The sequence below is a fragment of the Piscinibacter sp. HJYY11 genome, from assembly GCF_016735515.1.
Lineage (GTDB): Bacteria > Pseudomonadota > Gammaproteobacteria > Burkholderiales > Burkholderiaceae_C > Rhizobacter.
This window is the reverse complement of the sequence record NZ_JAERQZ010000001.1, coordinates 4,271,220-4,289,712: the sequence shown is the minus strand read 5'-3', so window position 1 is coordinate 4,289,712 and position 18,493 is coordinate 4,271,220. Positions and strand designations below refer to the sequence as shown.

The following is an 18,493-nucleotide window of genomic DNA, read 5'->3' as shown; positions in this document are numbered from 1 at the left end:
GCTGTCTTCACCATGTCCATCGTCCAGGTCTTCTACATCAGCCGCTGTGACCACAGCGTCACGCCCACCGACGTGCACCGCATCGTCGGCAGCTCGCAGGTGCGCAACCGCCGCCGCCAGGTGACGGGCTTGCTGGCCTACAGCGGCCAGCATTTCGCCCAGGTGGTGGAAGGCAGCGCGGCCGAGGTCGACGGGCTGCTCGACAGCATCTCCGGCGACCCGCGGCACCAGCAGATGAAGGTGCTGCAGCGCCTGGAAGGCGTGCCGCGCCGTTTCGGCAACTGGTCGATGCACCTGGTCGACAGCGTGGCGCGCTCGGACGAGATCGAGAAGCTCTTCAACACGCCCGACGACAGCGTGCCCGCCGCGACGGCCGCGCAGCTGCTGGACGCGATCGCCGCCGACGTGCACTGGCACCACGCCGACGACCTGGCGCCCGAGGAGCGCAGCAGGTCGTGACCGGGTCGCGCGCCCTGCCCGGCGTGAAAGCCGGGCAGGCCCGCCACGCTCACAGCAGGTCGTAGCGGTCGAGGTTCATCACCTTCACCCACGACTTCACGAAGTCGCGCACCAGCACCTGCTGGCCGTCGTCGGCCGACGCATACACCTCCGCCAGCGCACGCAGCTGCGCGTTGGAGCCGAACACCAGGTCGACGGCGGTGGCCGTCCACTTGAGCTGGCCGGTCTTGCGGTCACGGCCTTCGAGCACGCCGTCGCCGCTCTCCGCCTTGGCCCACTGGGTGCGCATGTCGAGCAGGTTGACGAAGAAGTCGTTGCTCAGCGTGTCGCTCTTGGTGGTGAAGACCCCGTGCTTCGCCTGCCCGTGGCTGGCACCGAGCACCCGCAGGCCGCCGATGAGCGCCGTCATTTCCGGCGCACTGAGCGTGAGCATCTGGGCCTTGTCGATCAGCAGCTCGGCCACCGAGCCTTCGAGGCCCTTGCCCTTCTTCACGTAGTTGCGGAAGCCGTCGGCGATGGGCTCCAGGTACTGCATGGAGTCGACGTCGGTCTGGTCCTGCGATGCATCGGTGCGGCCCGGCGAGAAAGGCACGGTGAGCTTGACGCCCGCGTTCCTGGCAGCGGCTTCGACGGCAGCGGTGCCGCCCAGCACGATCATGTCGGCGATCGAGATCTTCTTGCCATCCTTCTGCGCGTCGTTGAACTCCTTGCGCACGGCCTCGAGCTTCGCCAGCACACGGCCGAGCTCGGCGGGCTGGTTCACTTCCCACTCCTTCTGCGGCGCCAGGCGGATGCGCGCGCCGTTGGCGCCGCCGCGCTTGTCGCCACCGCGGAAGGTGGAGGCCGAGGCCCAGGCCGTCGTCACGAGCTGCGAGATGCTCAGGCCCGAGGCGAGCACCTTGGCCTTGAGCGCGGTCACGTCTTCATCGCTGACCAGCGGGTGGTCGACCTCGGGCACCGGGTCCTGCCACAGCAGCACTTCCTTCGGCACGAGCTTGCCGAGGTAGCGCGAGCGCGGGCCCATGTCGCGGTGGGTCAGCTTGTACCAGGCGCGGGCGAAGGCGTCGGCGAGCTGGTCGGGGTTCTGCAGGAAGCGGCGCGAGATCTTCTCGTAGGCCGGGTCGAAGCGCAGGGCCAGGTCGGCGGTGGTCATCATCGGCGCGTGGCGCTTCGTGGGGTCGTGTGCGTCGGGCACGGTGCCGGCACCGGCGCCGCCCTTGGGCGTCCACTGGTGGGCGCCGGCGGGGCTCTTGGTCAGCTCCCATTCGTAGCCGAAGAGGGTCTCGAAGTAGCTGTTGTCCCACTTCGTCGGCGTCGGCGTCCACGCGCCTTCGATGCCGCTCGTGATGGTGTAGATGCCCATGCCGTTGCCGAAGGCGTTCTTCCAGCCCAGGCCCTGGTCTTCGACGGCGCCGCCTTCGGGGTCGCAGCCCACGTGCTTGGCCTCGCCGGCACCGTGTGCCTTGCCGAAGGTGTGGCCGCCGGCGACGAGCGCGACGGTCTCTTCGTCGTTCATCGCCATGCGCTTGAAGGTCTCGCGGATGTCGCGCGCCGATGCCAGCGGGTCGGGCTTGCCGTTCGGGCCTTCGGGGTTGACGTAGATGAGGCCCATCTGCACCGCCGCCAGCGGGTTGGCGAGGTCGCGATCACCGGCGTAGCGCTCGTCGCCGAGCCAGGTGGTCTCGGGGCCCCAGTAGATGTCGGTCTCGGGCTCCCAGATGTCGGCGCGGCCGCCGGCAAAGCCGAAGGTCTTGAAGCCCATCGATTCGAGGGCCACGTTGCCGGCGAGGATCATCAGGTCGGCCCACGAGAGCTTCTTGCCGTACTTCTGCTTGATGGGCCAGAGCAGGCGGCGCGCCTTGTCGAGGTTGCCGTTGTCGGGCCAGCTGTTGAGCGGGGCGAAGCGCTGCGCGCCGGTGCCGGCGCCGCCGCGGCCGTCCTGCACGCGGTAGGTGCCGGCCGAGTGCCACGCCATGCGGATGAAGAAGGGGCCGTAGTGGCCGTAGTCAGCCGGCCACCAGTCCTGCGAATCGGTCATCAGGGCGTTGAGGTCGCGGACGACGGCATCGAGGTCGAGCGTCTGGAACTCACGCGCGTACTTGAAGTCCTCGCCCATCGGATTGGCCTTGTCCGAATGCAGGTGGAGGATGGCGAGGTTGAGCTGGTCGGGCCACCAGTCACGGTTGCCCTTGGCGCCGGCGGCGGTGTGCTTGCGTTGCGGTTGTTGTTGAGCGCCCGAGAACGGGCATTTGGCTTCGGTCGACATGCTTGCCTCCTGTGTGAATCGACGACTGCGGGGTGAGCGGCTGTGATGGTCGGCGCCCGGCCCTCGGTCGGTCAATTTGGAGGTGGCAATGGGCTCGATAGCAGCCCTTGCAATGGGGCCGATAGGCAAAGGCCTCTCAGTGAGAACCCGTGGCGAGCGCTTCTTCGAGCAGCTGCAGCGCCGTCATCGCAAAGACGACCATGTTGGCCGCACGCTCAGCGCTGCCGGTGCGCAGCAGGCGGTCGAGCTGGACGGGGCCGTCGACCGCAATGCAGCAGTGGCCGGCCGGGTCGCCATAGGGGTTGCCGTCGGGCCCGGCGGCGCCGGTCTCGGCGATGCCCCAGCTCGCGCGAAAGCGCTCACGCTGATGGCGGGCCATGAGCTGCGCATAGGGCACGGTCGATGAACGCAGGCCAGCCATGTCATCGGCCGTCAGCGTGGTGAAGCGGCGGAAGGCGCGGCGCGTGTAGACCACCGCGCCGCCGAGGTAATACGCGGAGGCCCCGGCGCGCGACAGCAGCGCCGCCGAGATCAGCCCGCCGGCCGACGACTCGGCCACGGCGATGGTCTCGCCGCGCGCGACGAGCGCATCGCCGATGCGGGCGCCGAGGGCGAAGAGCTCGGGGAAGCTCACGGCCTCGGCGGATTCACTTACTTCGAGGCCGCCGGCGCAGCAGCCGACGCCGTTGCGGCCGGAGCCGAGGCGGCCGCCGCGATTTCGATCTTGGCTGCAGCCTTCAGGGCGTCGACGTGCTTCTTGATGTTCTGCTGCTGCAGCTGCTGGCTGAGCTGCGGCTTCACCGATTCCATCGGCGGCGGTTCGATCGGGCGCGAGTCTTCGAGCAGGATGACGTGGTAGCCGAACTGCGTCTTCACCGGCTCTTCGGTGAACTTGCCCTTCTCCAGCTTGCTCACCGCGGCGCCGAACTCCGGCACCATGCGCTGCGTGTCGAACCAGCCGAGGTCACCGCCGGTGGCCTTGGAGCCGGGGTCCTTGCTCTTTTCCTTGGCGAGCTTGTCGAAGGCGGCCGGCGTCTTCTTCAGCGTGGCGATGATGGCCTTGGCGTCGGCTTCCTTCTCGACCAGGATGTGCCGGGCCTTGAATTCGGTGCCGGCCGAGGCGGCCTTCAGGCGGTCGTATTCGGCCTTCAGCATCTCGTCGGTGACCGGGTTCTTCTTGATCCAGTCTTCGATGTAGGCATTGGCCAGCGCCGACTGGCGCACGGTCTCCATCTGGTTCACGAAGTCGGGCGACTTCTCCAGGCCCTGCTTCGCACCTTCCTGCGCGACCACCGCCTGCAGCACCAGGTTGTCGATGAGCGCCTTGCGCGCCTCGGGCGGCACCGGCTGGCCGCCGCTGCGCTGCTTGATGACGAGGTCGACCTGCCCTTGCGAGATCACGGCACCGTTGACGGTGGCCTCGGCGGGGCCGGTGGCAGCGGCGGGTTTGTCGTCCTTCTTGGCGGTGCATGCACCAAGGGCCAGGAGGGAGGCGGCGCTCAGCAGAAGGATGCCGGATCGGAAGGTACGCATGGGGTCTAGTCGGAGGTTGGAACAGCCTCGCAGTATCGCAAGTGTTCAGCGGTCCACACCGACCACCCTGCGGAACGCGACCTCGGGGTTTCCCCCTCAGATTTCGACGGAATCCTGCGCCGCCGCCCGGGTTTCCGGTGGCCCGGCAAGCGCCGCGGCCGGTTGCACCCGGTTGCGCCCCTCGCGCTTGGCCTGGTAGAGCGCCGCATCCGCGCGCCCCAGCAGTTCTTCCAGCGACTCGTCGCCCGCGCCCAGGCTGGCCACGCCGATGCTCGCGGTGACGGCGACCGTCGTGCCATCGTCCGCCGGCACGACCACCGAGGCCACGGCCTCGCGCACACGCTCGGCGACGACGAGCGCCGCGTCGAGCCCGGTCTCCGGGAGCAGGGCGATGAACTCCTCGCCGCCCCAGCGGCCGAAGCTGTCGATCTCGCGCAGGTGCGCGCGGCAGGCGGCCGACACCTGCTGCAGCACGCGGTCGCCGGCCTGGTGGCCATGGGTGTCGTTCACGCGCTTGAAGTGGTCGACGTCGAGCAGCAGGACGGCGAAGGGCTTGTGGCTGCGGCGGGCGCGTCGCAGCTCTGCCTGCGCGCTCTCGCTCACCGCGCGGCGGTTCAGCGCGCCGGTCAGCGGGTCGGTGGTGGCCAGGGCTTCGAGCTGGTCGCGGGTCTGCTTGAGCGCGCTCACGTCGGTCAGGCTGCACAGCCACGCGGGCTCTTCGTCGTGCAACGCCGGCACGCATCGCACCAGCAACCACAAGGGCGAGCCGTCGGCACGCTGCAGCGGGAGCTGCGCCATGGCGTCGACGTCGCTCAGCGTCTGCTCGGTGAGCGTCTGGATCAACTCGCGCAACTGGCGGTGCGCGATCTCGGCCACCGCCACGGGGTCGGCGCGGGTGGGCGAATCGAACAGGTGCATCAGCGCCTCGTTGGCCACGAGGATGGACATGTCGGACTGGCGCATCACCGCCACCGGCGCGGGCGCGGCCTGCAGCACTTCTTCGGCGGCCTTGCGGCGCAGCGCGACCACCGCATGGCGGCGGCGCGACTCGGCGTAGGCCAGCAGGCACAGCAGCATCACGACGCCGCAGGCCTCCACCCACAGGCCGCGCAGGGCCGTGAGGCGCAGTTCGGCGCGGTCGACCATGAGCACGTAGCGCCAGGGCGTGGCCTCGATGTCGAACACGGCGGCCGATTCGGCGCCCAGGTGGAGCCGGTTGTTGGCTGGCGCGGTGCTCAGCAAGGCCCAGCTGCCGGGCGCTGCACCCCGCGTCTGCGCCACCTCGTCGAGCGTGGGCGCCTGCGCGGTCGACACAGTCACCAGCGTGGGGTGGGCGATGACACGCTCGTCGTCGTTCAGCACGAAGGCGGTGGCGATGCCGAGCGCGGGCCGCCGCAGGTACTGCGAGAGGTTGTCGAGCTGGAAGTCCATCGCGGCCACGCCGCGGTAATGGCCTTCGGCGTCGTCGATGGGGATGGCCAGCGTGCTGATGAGGCCGTTGCCCTTCGGGTCGTCGTAGGCCACCGACCATGCGGGCAGGCGGCCCGGGTTGGAAGCGACGAGCCCGCTGCGGTAGGCCACGCCCTGCAGCATGTCGGGCGTGAAGAGCTGCAGGTCGTCTTGCGCGGGCGGGTAGACGAGGTGGAAGCCCTGGCCCGAGAGGTAGTACACCGCGACGGCGGCCGACTGCGTGTGCTTGGCGCGGACGAGTGCCGGGCTGAGCGAGAGGGCGAGCTCGATCTCGCGCGCGAGATCGCTGCCGCGCGCGGGCACCGCGCCCACCAGGCTGAAGGCGGGCCAGTCGCGGTGGATGGTGTTGGTGAGGCGCGCTTCGCGGTGCACCGCCATGGCGTTCGGCATGAGCACGAAGGTGCCCGGCAGGTCGAGCCGCTGGACGATCTGCGTGCGCCGTGCCTCGCTCATCTGGATGCCCGGCTGGCGAAAGAGCCCGTTGGCCACGCCCTGCAGCATGTAGACCGCATCGCGCGCCGAGCGGGTCGAGAGGCTCACCTCGCGCGCGGCGTCACGGCCGGCGTCGACCATGCCCTGCCACAACTGGTCCTGGCGGGACGACCAGGCCGCCGCAAACGCGCCGAGGGCTGACGCCGCCACGGCGAGATACGCAACCCACAACCAACGAGCGCTGACAGACTTGAGCACGGTGCCTCACTGCAGCCCTCACCACTGCGTTCCCCGGGATAGGGCGTGAGACTGCAACACTGGTATCGGCAGCCCGAAAGCGCTCTTGATACCGCTGCGCTCCCAAAGGCGCACCTTTCGCACGAAAACGGTGCGGACTACCTCACCCAACGCACCTTTCCGCGCAGCGCCGGTTCTGAGAACTCGCAGTGTTGCTCGAAGCGCATCTCAAGGGACGTGATTTCGTCGCCAGCGTAAGTGACGCTGTCGACCATGAACCATCCCCAAAGGTCGTTGCAGGCGCGACCTTCGCCAGACCACTCCATCCCTCCCTTCGCCGGGTTGTGGAACGGCGCGCGAAACACTCCGAAATAGAAACCAGGAGCAAGTCGCGGCAGCGAGCTCATGGGGTAGAACTCGCCGTCCCAGGATCGGTCATTGCCCACCAGGACGCGCACGCTCCGGTCTACATAAGCCGTGACCCGAATAGGGGACTCCGGCGCAGTGAACAAACGCGTCATACCTTGGCCGATGTAGTCGCCCGCATCGGACTCTAGGTAGACGTAGTTCCCCGTCCCGGGCGTGCTGCCTGCGGTAGGCTGCCAGAGCCCGGGGGGTGGCACCTGCGGCCCAGGCGGCTCAGTAGTATCGCTGGCCAACCACCTCGCCTGTCCTCGAAACACACTCACGTTGTTGACACACTGCTGTTCGAAGCGAAGACTGAGCGAGGACAGGGCTCCGCCGGTGTAGGTCACCTCGTCGATCACGACCCACCCGGAGGGCCGCTCGCACGCCTGAAGGCTGGAAAAGAAGCGGCCTCGCGCAGGGTTTCCGGCGAGCGAGACGCCGCGATAGAACCCTGGCTGCAACAGCGTCAGGTTCTGCATGGTCGTGAAATCGAGGTGCCACGTTTCATCGCCGTTCACACGGATCTCGAGTCGACGTCCGTCCGCGTCCACTTGCATGACCGAATCCGAGCGCGTGAAGAGGCGTGTGGCGGCGTTGCCGAGCACGGGATCGGACGGAGCCCGGTGCAGGTACAGGAAGCTGCCGTCGGCCGGCACCGCACCCGATGGCGCGCGCCAGAGACCGGTAGGCGGCGGAACGATCGGAGCCGGCGGCTGCGTCGAATCTCGGGCGACCCATCGAACGCGCCCGCGCAAGGCCGCGGCTGAACCCTCGCATCGCTGCTCGAAGCGAAGGTCGATCAGCGTCGGCGTCGATCCGCTGTAGGTCACCTGATCCACGACGATCGAACCGTTGACCGAGCTGCAACTCCGCCCTTCCCCGGACCAGAACAAGCCGCCTGCCGCCGAGGGAACGGTCAGCCTATTAAGGTTCAGATAGGTGCCAGGCGCGAACTGGGCGAGATTTCCAGGCAATTGGAAGCGCCCATCCCACAGTTCGTCAGCGATCACCCTGACGCTGAGGGTGGAGCTGTCCGGCTCGAACACGAGCATCGCGTTCGCCTGGTCGTACACGTGCCGCTCACCTTGCAGCACGAAGTCTCCCGGGTCGCTCTCCAGCACGACCAAACTGCCGGGGTTCGCAGGAATGGCGACTCGAGCGCTCGCCACCGCGCTGTTGTCGTAGACGAAAGGGTCACCCAGGGCGCTGACGTACAGCTTGTTGGTGACCGGGCCGACCGTTCCCGGCCAGGGCAGCGCCGTGACGGAGAAGTGCAGGCTTGCGCCCACGGGCAGCTCCGGAACGCTCATCGCCGCGCCGACGACAGCAGGGCAGGTGGCGCCCCCGTCCGCTGTGCAGGTGACGCCTTGCAACAACTGCTCGGCATCCACGAAGTTGTGGATCGCCACGCGCACCGCTGGATCCGGTCCCGCATTGGTGACGGACATCGTGTAGGAGATCGGCGCGCCAGCGCTCGTTTCCAGAGCCGGCGCAGTCCCGCTGACCTGTAAGTCGGCGGAGTAAGCCCGCAGGTCGATGTGCGCCGAATCGTTGCTTCGGACAAGCATGTCATTGGCAGCGGTGACCCGTGCTGTGAACCGCGTCGAACCTCGTTGGTTCTGCCGCACGAACACCCGATACCGAAGGACTCCGCCCACCGGGAGCGCGGCCACCCGCAGGGTCTCGGCAGACGCCGGACAGGTGGCCCCTTGAGATGCGAAGCACATCACATCGATCGGCGACAGCGCATCGGGACGGTGTGTCTGCACGCTCACGTCGCTCGCCTCGTCAGGCCCCTCATTGGTCACGACCATGTCGAACCAGTGCGGCTCCGCGACGGGTGCCGGATTCGCGCCCGGTTCGATCGCAATCGACACATCGGCAACCGAAGCCCGAGGCGGCGGGGTCGATGCCCCAGGCGAGTCCCCGCTTCCACCGCCACCCCCACAGGCGCCGAGTGCCCACACTGCGGCTACGGCCGCGATCGTCCAAAGTTTCATTTCTTGTGTCCCTGCTGCACACAGATCCGTGCACAGACCCCTCACCTGGCTGGATGTCAGCCGCCTCCCGGAAGGATAGCGCCGAGTGACCTGCTCAACGCGCCAACACCGGCCGCAAGGCCGCCCCGGTGTGGCTCGCCTTCACCTTCACCAGCGAGGCCGGGTCGGTGGCCGAGACCACCGTGCCGCCGGCCGCGCCGCCTTCGGGGCCCATGTCGATCACCCAATCGGCCTCGGCGATCACGTCGAGGTCGTGCTCGATGACGATCACGCTGTGGCCGCCGTCGACCAGGCGGTGCAGCACGCGGATGAGCTTCTCCACGTCGGCCATGTGCAGGCCCACCGTCGGCTCGTCGAGCACGTAGAGCGTGTGCGGCGCCTTCTGGCCTCGTCGGGTGACGTCGTCTCGCACCTTGGTCAGCTCGGTGACGAGCTTGATGCGCTGCGCCTCGCCGCCGGAGAGCGTCGGTGACGGCTGGCCGAGCGTGAGGTAGCCGAGGCCCACGTCCTTCATCAGCTGCAGCGGGTGCGCGATGTTGGGCATGCTGGCGAAGAACTCCACCGCTTCGTCGATCTCCATCTGCAGCACGTCGCCGATGCTCTTGCCGCGCCAGGTCACCGCCAGCGTCTCGGGGTTGAAGCGGGCACCGTGGCACACGTCGCAGGGCACCTTCACGTCGGGCAGGAAGCTCATCTCGATGGTGCGCATGCCCTGCCCTTCGCAGGCGGGGCAGCGGCCCTCGCCGGTGTTGAAGCTGAAGCGGTTCGGCGCGTAGCCGCGGGCACGCGACTCCAGCGTGTCGGCGAAGAGCTTGCGGATCACGTCCCAGAAGCCGATGTAGGTCGCCGGGCAGGAGCGCGGAGTCTTGCCGATGGGCGTCTGGTCGACTTCGAGCACGCGGTCGATCTGCTGCCAGCCGTCGATGCCGTCGCAGCCCTGCCACTTCGGTTTCGCACCGCGGGTGTTGATGAACTGCAGGTTGGCGAGCAGCACATCGCGCGCGAGCGTGCTCTTGCCGCTGCCGCTCACGCCCGTCACCGCGACGAGGCGGTGCAGCGGGAACGGCACGTCGACCTGCTGCAGGTTGTGCAGGCTCGCGCCGCGCAGCAGCAGCTGCGGTTGCTCGGCGCCGACGTCGCGCCGCGCTTGCAGCGGGTGCAGCAAGGGCTTGGCGAGGAAGCGGCCCGTCAGCGAGTCGGGGTGCGAGGCGAGCTCGGTCACCGTGCCTTGCGCGACGAGGCGGCCGCCACGTTTGCCGGCGCTCGGGCCGATGTCGATGATGTGGTCGGCACGCCGGATGGTGTCTTCGTCGTGCTCCACCACCACCAGCGTGTTGCCCTTGTCACCCAGCTTGTGCAGCGCGTTGAGCAGCACCTGGTTGTCGCGCGGGTGCAGGCCGATGGTGGGCTCGTCAAGCACATAGCAGACGCCTTGCAGGTTGCTGCCGAGCTGCGCGGCGAGGCGGATGCGTTGCGCTTCGCCGCCGCTGAGCGTGGGCGCCGCGCGGTCGAGCGTGAGGTAGCCGAGGCCGACCTCTTCCAGGAACTCCAGGCGGTTCTTGATCTCGATGACGACGTCGCGGGCGATCTCGGCATCACGCCCGGTCAGCTTCAGGTCTTCGATCCACTCGCGGCACTGGCTCACCGACCACTGCGCGATCCAGGCGATGGAATGTTCGTCGAAGGTCACGGCGCGCGAGACGGGGTTGAGGCGCGTGCCGGCGCAGATCTCGCACGGCGCGTCGACCACGCCTTCGACTTCTGCCTCTTCGGCCGGGAAGCTCTGCTCGCGGCCCTGCTCGTCGCGCTCGATCACCGAGTCGTCGTAGGCCTTGCGCTGCTCCTTGGTCAGCGCAAGGCCGGTGCCCACGCAGCCGGGGCACCAGCCGTGCTTGCTGTTGTAGCTGAACATGCGCGGGTCGAGCTCGGGGTAACTCGTGCCGCAGGTCGGGCAGGCGCGCTTGGTGGAGAAGACCTTCACGCCGCCGATGCGCTTGGTGCTGCTGCCCGCCATCAGCGCGCCCTTCAGGCCGTCGAGCGGGGTGAGCAGGTGCATCACGCCCTTGCCGAGGTCGAGGGCCTGCGTGAGCAGTGCACGCAGCTCGGCTTCGTTGTTGACGCTCACGACGAGGTCGCCGACCGGCAGCTCCAGCGTGTGCTCCTTGAAGCGGTCGAGACGCGGGAATGGGTCGACCGGCAGGAACTCGTCGTCCACCCGCAGGTGTGAATGGCCGCGCTGCTTGGCCCATTTCGCGAGGTCGGTGTAGACGCCCTTGCGGTTGACCACCAGCGGCGCGAGCAGGCCCACGTGCTGGCCCTTGTGGTCGCGCACGATCTGCGCGGCGATGCTCTCGGCGCTCTGCGGCTTGACCGGCGAACCGTCCTTCACGCAATGCTGGATGCCGAGCTTCACGTACAGGAGGCGCAGGAAGTGCCACACCTCGGTGGTGGTGGCGACCGTGCTCTTGCGGCCGCCGCGGCTCAGGCGCTGCTCGATGGCGACGGTCGGCGGGATGCCGTACACCGCATCCACCTCGGGCCGGCCCGCGGGCTGCACGATGCTGCGGGCGTAGGCGTTGAGCGACTCAAGGTAACGGCGCTGGCCTTCGTTGAAGAGGATGTCGAAGGCGAGCGTGCTCTTGCCCGAGCCCGAGACGCCGGTGATCACGCTGAACTTGCCGCGCGGGATGCTGACGTCCATTGACTTCAGGTTGTGCTCGCGCGCGTTGACGATGCGGATCGATTCGTCGATCGGCTGGCGCAGCACGGTCTGCAGCGGGCGGCCTTCTTCCACACGCAGTGCGCCATTGAGGCCGAGTGCGCGGTCATAGGCGGCCAGGGCACGGCCGGTGTGCGAGCTCGGGTGCTGCTTGACGTCTTCGGGCGAACCGACGCACACCACCTCACCGCCGCCTTCGCCGCCTTCGGGGCCGAGGTCGATCAGCCAGTCGCTGGCGCGGATCACGTCGAGGTTGTGCTCGATCACGATCAGCGAGTGGCCGGCTTCGAGCAGCTTGCGGAAGGCGCGCATCAGCTTGGCGATGTCGTCGAAGTGCAGGCCGGTGGTCGGCTCGTCGAACATGAAGAGCGTGCCCTTCTTGGCCACCGCCTGCTTGCTCGCGGTCGCGCTCTGCGCCGCTTCGGCCAGGAAGCCGGCGAGCTTGAGGCGCTGCGCTTCGCCACCGCTCAAGGTCGGCACCGGCTGGCCGAGCTTCACGTACTCCAGGCCCACGTCGAGGATGGGCTGCAGCACACGCAGCACCTCGCGGTCCTGCGCGAAGAGTTGCACGGCTTCGCTCACGGTGAGCTCCAGCACATCGGCCACGCTCAGCTCGCGCATCGCCTCGCCGGGCAGGCGGCGGTCGATCTTTACCTCCAGCGTTTCGGCGCGATAGCGCGTGCCGTCGCAGTCGGGGCAGCGCAGGTAGATGTCGGAGAGGAATTGCATCTCCACATGCTCGAAGCCCGAGCCGCCGCAGGTCGGGCAGCGCCCGTCGCCGGCGTTGAAGCTGAACATCGCCGCCGTGTACCCGCGCTGCTGCGCGAGCGGCGATTGCGCGAAGAGCTTGCGGATCTCGTCGAAGGCGCCGACGTAGCTCGCCGGGTTGGAGCGCGCCGTCTTGCCGATGGGCGACTGGTCGACGAAGACGGCATCGCTCAACCAGTCGCCGCCCAGCAGGCGGTCGTGCTCACCGGGCGTTTCGGTCGCCTTGCCGAAGTGGCGGGCCAAGGCGGGGTAGAGCACGTCCTGCATCAGCGTGCTCTTGCCGGAGCCGGAGACGCCGGTCACGCACACCAGGCGCTGCAGCGGGAACTCGACCGTCACGTTCTTCAGGTTGTGGTCACGCGCGCCTTCGAGGATGAGCCGCGGCGTGCTGTCGGTCACCAGCCGCTTCATGCCCATGCCGACCTGCTTGCGTGCGCCGAGGTAGGCACCGGTCAGCGTGTCGGCGTCGCGGATGGCCGCGGGCGTGCCGTCGAACACGATCTGACCGCCGCGCTCGCCGGGGCCGGGGCCCATGTCGATCAGGCGATCGGCGGCGAGCATCACCGCGGGGTCGTGTTCGACGACGACCAGCGTGTTGCCGGCATTGCGCAAGCGGTGCATCGCTTCGACGATGCGGTCCATGTCGCGCGGGTGCAGGCCGATGCTGGGCTCGTCGAGCACGAACATGGTGTTGACCAGCGAAGTGCCGAGCGCGGTGGTGAGGTTGATGCGCTGCACCTCACCGCCGCTGAGCGTGCGGCTCTGGCGGTCGAGCGTGAGGTAGCCGAGGCCGACGTCGCAGAGGTACTTCAAGCGCGTGCGGATCTCGTCGAGCAGCAGCTTGAGCGCGTCGTCGAGCATGCTGCTGGGCAGCGAGATGCCGTCGAAGAAGCGCCGGATGCGGTCGATGGGCATCAGCATCAGGTCGTGCACCGTGAGGCCGGGCAGCGCTTCGAGCTGCTCGCGCGACCAATCGACGCCCTGCGGCATGAAGCGCTTCTCCGGCGCGAGCACACCATCGGCATCGGCCTTGGTGCCCATGCGCCACAGCAGCGCCTCGGTCTTCAAGCGCGCGCCATTGCAGGTTGGGCAGGTGGTGTAGCTGCGGTACTTCGACAAGAGCACGCGGATGTGCATCTTGTAGGCCTTCGATTCGAGGTACTCGAAGAAGCGCTTGATGCCGTACCACTGCTTGTTCCACTGGCCCTTCCAGTTGGGCGAGCCGTTGATGACCCAGTCGCGCTGCGATTCGCTGAGCTGCGACCAGGGTGTGTCGCGCGGGATGCCGGCGTCGCCGGCGTACTTCAGCAGGTCGTCCTGCGATTCCTTCCATGCGGGCGTCTGGATGGTCTTGATCGCGCCGGCACGGAGCGTCTTGCGGTGGTCGGGGATCACGAGGCCCCAGTCGACGCCGATCACGCGGCCGAAGCCGCGGCAGGCGTCGCAGGCGCCCATCGCGCTGTTGAAGGAGAAGAGCGCGGGCTGCGGGTCGGCGTAGCGGATGTCGCTGTCGGGGCAGTGCAGGCCGGTGGAGTAGCGCCAGAGCTGCGGCTCGGGGCCTTCCTCGGCCGGCAGCACGTAGACGTTGACCCGGCCGCTGCCGCGCTTGAGCGCCATCTCGATGGCCTCGATCGCCCGCACCTTCTCCGTGCCCTGAAGGCGAAACCGGTCGGCCACCACGTCGAGCACCTTGCGCGGGCCGGTGGGCGACGCGACCTCGCGCTCGGCCTGCACACGGGTGAAGCCGCTCGCGGCCAGCCACTGGTCGATCTCGGTGGCGGTGGTGTTGGCGGGCAGCTCCACCGGGAAGGTGACGACCAGACGAGGGTCGTCTGGCTTCGTGCGCGCCATCAGCTCCGCATGGATCGTCTCCGGCGAGTCGTGCCGCACGAGCTGCGCCGTCTTCTTGTCGAACAACTCCGAGGCGCGCGCAAAGAGCAGCTTCAGGTGGTCGTTGAGCTCGGTCATCGTGCCCACCGTCGAGCGCGACGTGCGCACGGGGTTGGTCTGGTCGATGGCGATCGCCGGCGGCACCCCGTCGACACGCTCCACCGCCGGCCGGTCCATGCGGTCGAGGAACTGGCGCGCGTAGGCGCTGAAGGTCTCAACGTAGCGGCGCTGCCCTTCGGCATACAGCGTGTCGAACACCAGGCTGGACTTGCCCGAGCCGCTGGGCCCGGTCACCACCGTCATCTCGCCGGTGCGAATGTCGAGGTCGAGGTTCTTGAGGTTGTGCTGGCGGGCGCCGCGGATGCGGATGAGGCCGGAGGTCATGGGGGGAGGAGGCGCGCAGACGGGGAGGGGCGGGAATTCTAGGAAAGCGCTCCTGCCAGACAGCCGACAAGGGCCATCACAATACAAGTCCAGTTGCCGCCTGCCTGTAGACCCCCATGCCCGACACCCTGCACCACCTGCTTTCCCGCGGCGCCGACGAGGCCATCGCCATCTCGGCCCCCGGTCGCCCTGCCCTGCGCTACCGCGAGCTGCGCGCGCTCGTCGAAGCGACGCTCGCGAGCCTCAACGCCCTGGGCGTGGGCCGCAACGACCGTGTGGGCATCGTGCTCCCCAACGGCCCCGAGATGGCCACCTGCTACATGGCCTGCGCCTCGGGCACGACCAGCGCGCCGCTGAACCCGGCCTACCGCGCCGACGAGTTCGAGTTCTATTTGTCGGACCTGAACGCCAAGGCGCTGATCGTCGAGCAGGGCAGCACCTCGCCCGCCATCGACGTGGCCCGGAAGCTCGGCGTGCGGGTGGTCGACCTCGTCGTGCCGGCCGGCGCCCCCGCGGGCAGCTTCACGTTGCAGCCGCGCGAAGCGGGCACCGCGACGCCGACCCCCGATGGCGGCTACAGCCAACCGGAAGATGTCGGCATGGTGCTGCACACCTCGGGCACCACCTCGCGGCCGAAGATCGTGCCGCTGTCGGTGGGCAACCTCGTCGCCTCGGCCGGCAACATCCGCACGACGCTGCAGTTCACCGAGAAGGACGTCGGCCTGAACATCATGCCGCTCTTCCACATCCACGGGCTCATCGCCGGGGTGCTGGCGCCGCTGTCGGCGGGCTCGCAGGTCTTCTGCACGCCGGGCTTCAACGCGCTCAAGTTCTTCGCGTGGATGGACGAGGCCAGGCCCACCTGGTACACCGCGGTGCCGACCATGCACCAGGCCATCATCGGCCGCGCCAAGGGCAACCTCGACGTGATCGCGCGCCACCCGCTGCGCTTCCTGCGCTCGAGCTCGTCGTCGATGCCGCCGCAGGTCATCAAGGAGCTGGAAGAGATCTTCAAGGCGCCGCTGATCGAGGCCTACGGCATGACCGAGGCCACGCACCAGATGGCCTCCAACCCGCTGCCGCCGCTTCCTCGCAAGCCCGGCACTGTGGGCCTGGCCGCCGGCCCCGAGGTGCAGATCATGGGCGAAGACGGCCGGCTGCTCGGCCCGGGCGAGATCGGCGAGATCGTCATCAAGGGCCCCAACGTCACGCTCGGCTACGAGAACAACCCCAAGGCGAATGCCGAGGGCTACCTCAACGGCTGGTTCCGCACCGGCGACCAGGGCACGAAAGACGCCGACGGCTACATCAGCCTGACCGGTCGCCTGAAGGAGATCATCAACCGCGGCGGCGAGAAGGTGAGCCCACGCGAAGTCGACGAGATCCTGATGGACCACCCCGCGGTGAACCAGGTCGTCTGCTTCGGCATGCCCCACCCCAAGCTCGGCGAGGAAGTGGCCGCGGTGGTGGTGCTGAAGGAAGGCCAGGCCACCACCGAGCGCGAGCTGCAGGAGTTCGTCGGCACGCGCGCCGCCGAGTTCAAGGTGCCGAAGAAGATCCTCTTCATGGAGGAGATTCCCAAGGGCGCCACCGGCAAGCTGCAACGCATCGGGCTGGCACAGAAGCTCGGGCTGGCATGAAGATCGCGATCGTCGGTGCGGGCGCCATCGGCGGCTACCTCGGCGCGAAGCTGTCGCTGGCCGGAGAAGACGTCACCTTCATCGCCCGCAACCAGAACCTCGCGGCCATCAACGCCCGCGGCTTCAGGCTGATCCTCGAAGACGGCCGCGAGCAGCACGCCCCCGCGGTGCGCGCCGTGCAGGCGATGGCCGAGGCGGGCCCGCAAGACGCGGTGCTGCTCACGGTGAAGGCGCACCAGGTGAAGGACCTGCTGCCCGGGCTGCGCGCCCTCTTCGGCCCCGACACCATGGTCGTCAGCATGATCAACGGCCTGCCCTGGTGGTATTTCCACAAGCTCCCCGGCCCGTACGAAGGCCGCCAACTGGAAAGCGTGGACCCGGGCGGCGTCATCGCGCGGCACATCGAGCCCGAACGTGTGATCGGCAGCGTGGTCTACCCGGCGGCCGAGCTGGTGGCGCCCGGCGTGGTGAAGGTGATCGAAGGCAACCGCTTCACGCTCGGTGAACCCGACGGCAGCCGCAGCCCACGCGTCGAGGCCTTGTCGCAGGCCATGATGAAAGCCGGCTTCAAGGCGCCGGTCAGCAAGGACATCCGCGGCGAGATCTGGGTGAAGCTGTGGGGCAACCTGAGCTTCAACCCGATCAGCGCGCTGACGCACGCGACGCTGCAGGACATCTGCCGCGACCCCGGCACCCGCGAGCTCGCGGCGAACATGATGCGCGAGGCCCAGGCGCTGGGCGAGAAACTGGGCGTCGAGTTCAAGGTCTCGCTCGAGAAGCGGATCGCCGGCGCCGAGGCGGTCGGCGCGCACAAGACTTCGATGCTGCAGGACGTGGAGGCCGGGCGTGCGCTGGAGCTCGAGGCGCTGGTGGGCAGTGTCCGCGAGCTGGGCCGCATCACCGGCACGCCGACGCCGACCATCGATGTGGTCTATGCGCTCGCCCGCCTGCTCGGCCAGACCCTTGCCGACCAGAAAGGTCGCCTGCCGGTGCAGCCTCTGGGCTGAGTGGCATCACTCCAAGGTGCCGTAACCGGCTTGTCACCGGCAATATCTCTCACCACACGCCCATTCGACCTGAAACCGTACGTAGTTGCACTGGCGTCAGGTAGCGATCACTGCCTAACATCGCGCTCTCTCTTACCGGAGGGTCGACATGAAGAAGCAGTGGCTGACAGCCGTGTGGGCAGTGGTTTCGGCGCTGGGCATCACCAGCACGCCGGCGTGGGCGCAACTCAGGATCGGCCAGACGGCCGGGTTCAGCGGCGCGGTGGCCGCCTCGGTCAAGGAAGCGACCGATGGCGCCAAGCTGTACTTTGATGCGATAAACGCACGCGGCGGCATCAACGGCCAGCCGATCGAGCTGGTGTCGCTCGACGACAAGTTCGACCCCAAGCTCGCCGCGGCCAATGCGAAGGAGCTGATCGACAAGGGCGTGCTCTGCCTCTTCCTCAACCGCGGCACGCCGCACACGCAGGGCATCATGCCCCTGCTCACCGAGCACAAGATTCCGCTTATCGGCCCGTCGACCGGCGCCATGGTGCTGCACCAGCCGGTGCACCCGTGGCTCTTCAACGTGCGCGCCACCTACCAGCGCGAGGCCGAGCGCGCGATCTCGCACCTGAGCCTGATCGGCGTCGACCGCATCGCCATCGTGCAGGTGGACGACAGCTTCGGTGCCGACGCGGTGCAAGGCGCGCTCAAGGGCCTGAAGTCGGTCAACAAGGAGCCGCTGGCGCTGGAGAAATACGACCGCGCCAAGCCTGACTTCAGCGGCATCGCCCCTCGCGTGGCCCAGAAGGAGCCGCAGGCGGTGATGTTCATCGGCTCGGGCACCGCGATCATCGAGGGCATGCGGGCGGTGCGCGCCGCCGGCTCGAAGGCGCAGCTCGTCACGCTGTCGAACAACGCCTCGACCGGCTTCATCAAGGACCTCGGCCCCATCGCCCACGGCGTGGTGGTGAGCCAGGTGTTCCCCTACGAGCGCTCGATCGCCTCACCGGTGGTGAAGGAAGCCATGGAGCTCGCGAAGGCGAAGAACCTCGAGCTCTCGCCCATCACGCTCGAAGGCTTCGTCTCCGCGAAAGTGGTGGTGGAAGGCCTGCGCCGCGCCGGGCCCAACCCCAACCGCGAGAAGCTGCGCCGTGCGCTCGAGACCTTCAACCGCTATGACCTGGGCGGGCTGGAGCTGAGCTACTCGCCGACCGACCATTCCGGCCTCGACTACGCCGACCTCTCCATCATCGGACCGGACGGCCGCTTCCGTCGCTGAGCCGCGCCGGCCGCGC

10 protein-coding genes are annotated in these 18,493 nt (G+C 68.4%); 4 read left to right on the top strand and 6 right to left on the bottom strand.

Translation table 11 applies throughout. The features are described 5' to 3' along the window. Positions 1-12: 12 nt before the first annotated feature. Entirely contained in the window at positions 13-459 is a 447-nt protein-coding gene (locus tag JI745_RS20105; protein WP_201811119.1) for a BLUF domain-containing protein, read from the top strand. Between the two features lie 49 nt (positions 460-508). Here the strand turns inward: JI745_RS20105 and katG are convergent, their stop codons facing one another. The 6 genes from katG to uvrA form a co-directional block, all read right to left on the bottom strand. Then, on the bottom strand, positions 509-2,725 hold the full coding sequence (gene katG, locus JI745_RS20100) for a catalase/peroxidase HPI (RefSeq protein ID WP_201811117.1): 2,217 nt from the start codon (positions 2,723-2,725) through the stop codon (positions 509-511). 136 nt (positions 2,726-2,861) lie between these two features. Continuing rightward, complete coding sequence (locus JI745_RS20095; RefSeq protein WP_201811115.1) at positions 2,862-3,359, bottom strand: CinA family protein; 498 nt, start codon at positions 3,357-3,359, stop codon at positions 2,862-2,864. 17 nt (positions 3,360-3,376) lie between these two features. Beyond that, positions 3,377-4,258, bottom strand: coding sequence for a peptidylprolyl isomerase (locus JI745_RS20090; RefSeq protein WP_201811113.1), 882 nt, complete (start codon positions 4,256-4,258; stop codon positions 3,377-3,379). Between the two features lie 96 nt (positions 4,259-4,354). Then, positions 4,355-6,418, bottom strand: a complete 2,064-nt coding sequence (locus JI745_RS26825; protein WP_201811111.1) for a diguanylate cyclase — start codon at positions 6,416-6,418, stop codon at positions 4,355-4,357. A 137-nt stretch (positions 6,419-6,555) separates the two neighbouring features. Continuing rightward, positions 6,556-8,682 carry a DUF11 domain-containing protein gene (locus JI745_RS20080; protein ID WP_201811109.1) on the bottom strand — a complete coding sequence of 709 codons (2,127 nt, stop codon included), beginning with the start codon at positions 8,680-8,682 and terminating at the stop codon, positions 6,556-6,558. 217 nt (positions 8,683-8,899) lie between these two features. After that, positions 8,900-14,566 carry an excinuclease ABC subunit UvrA gene (uvrA, locus tag JI745_RS20075; RefSeq protein ID WP_201811107.1) on the bottom strand — a complete coding sequence of 1,889 codons (5,667 nt, stop codon included), beginning with the start codon at positions 14,564-14,566 and terminating at the stop codon, positions 8,900-8,902. Positions 14,567-14,682: 116 nt separating this feature from the next. Here uvrA and JI745_RS20070 point away from each other — a divergent pair, with 116 nt between their 5' ends. From JI745_RS20070 to JI745_RS20060, 3 genes are all read left to right on the top strand, one after another. Continuing rightward, positions 14,683-16,206 carry an acyl--CoA ligase gene (locus JI745_RS20070; protein ID WP_201811105.1) on the top strand — a complete coding sequence of 508 codons (1,524 nt, stop codon included), beginning with the start codon at positions 14,683-14,685 and terminating at the stop codon, positions 16,204-16,206. After that, the gene (locus JI745_RS20065; protein WP_201811103.1) at positions 16,203-17,213 is read left to right on the top strand and encodes a 2-dehydropantoate 2-reductase; all 1,011 of its coding nucleotides are present in this window, start codon (positions 16,203-16,205) and stop codon (positions 17,211-17,213) included. Before JI745_RS20070 ends, JI745_RS20065 begins: the two co-directional genes overlap by 4 nt. A 148-nt stretch (positions 17,214-17,361) precedes the next feature. After that, complete coding sequence (locus JI745_RS20060; protein ID WP_201811102.1) at positions 17,362-18,477, top strand: ABC transporter substrate-binding protein; 1,116 nt, start codon at positions 17,362-17,364, stop codon at positions 18,475-18,477. Positions 18,478-18,493: the final 16 nt, after the last annotated feature.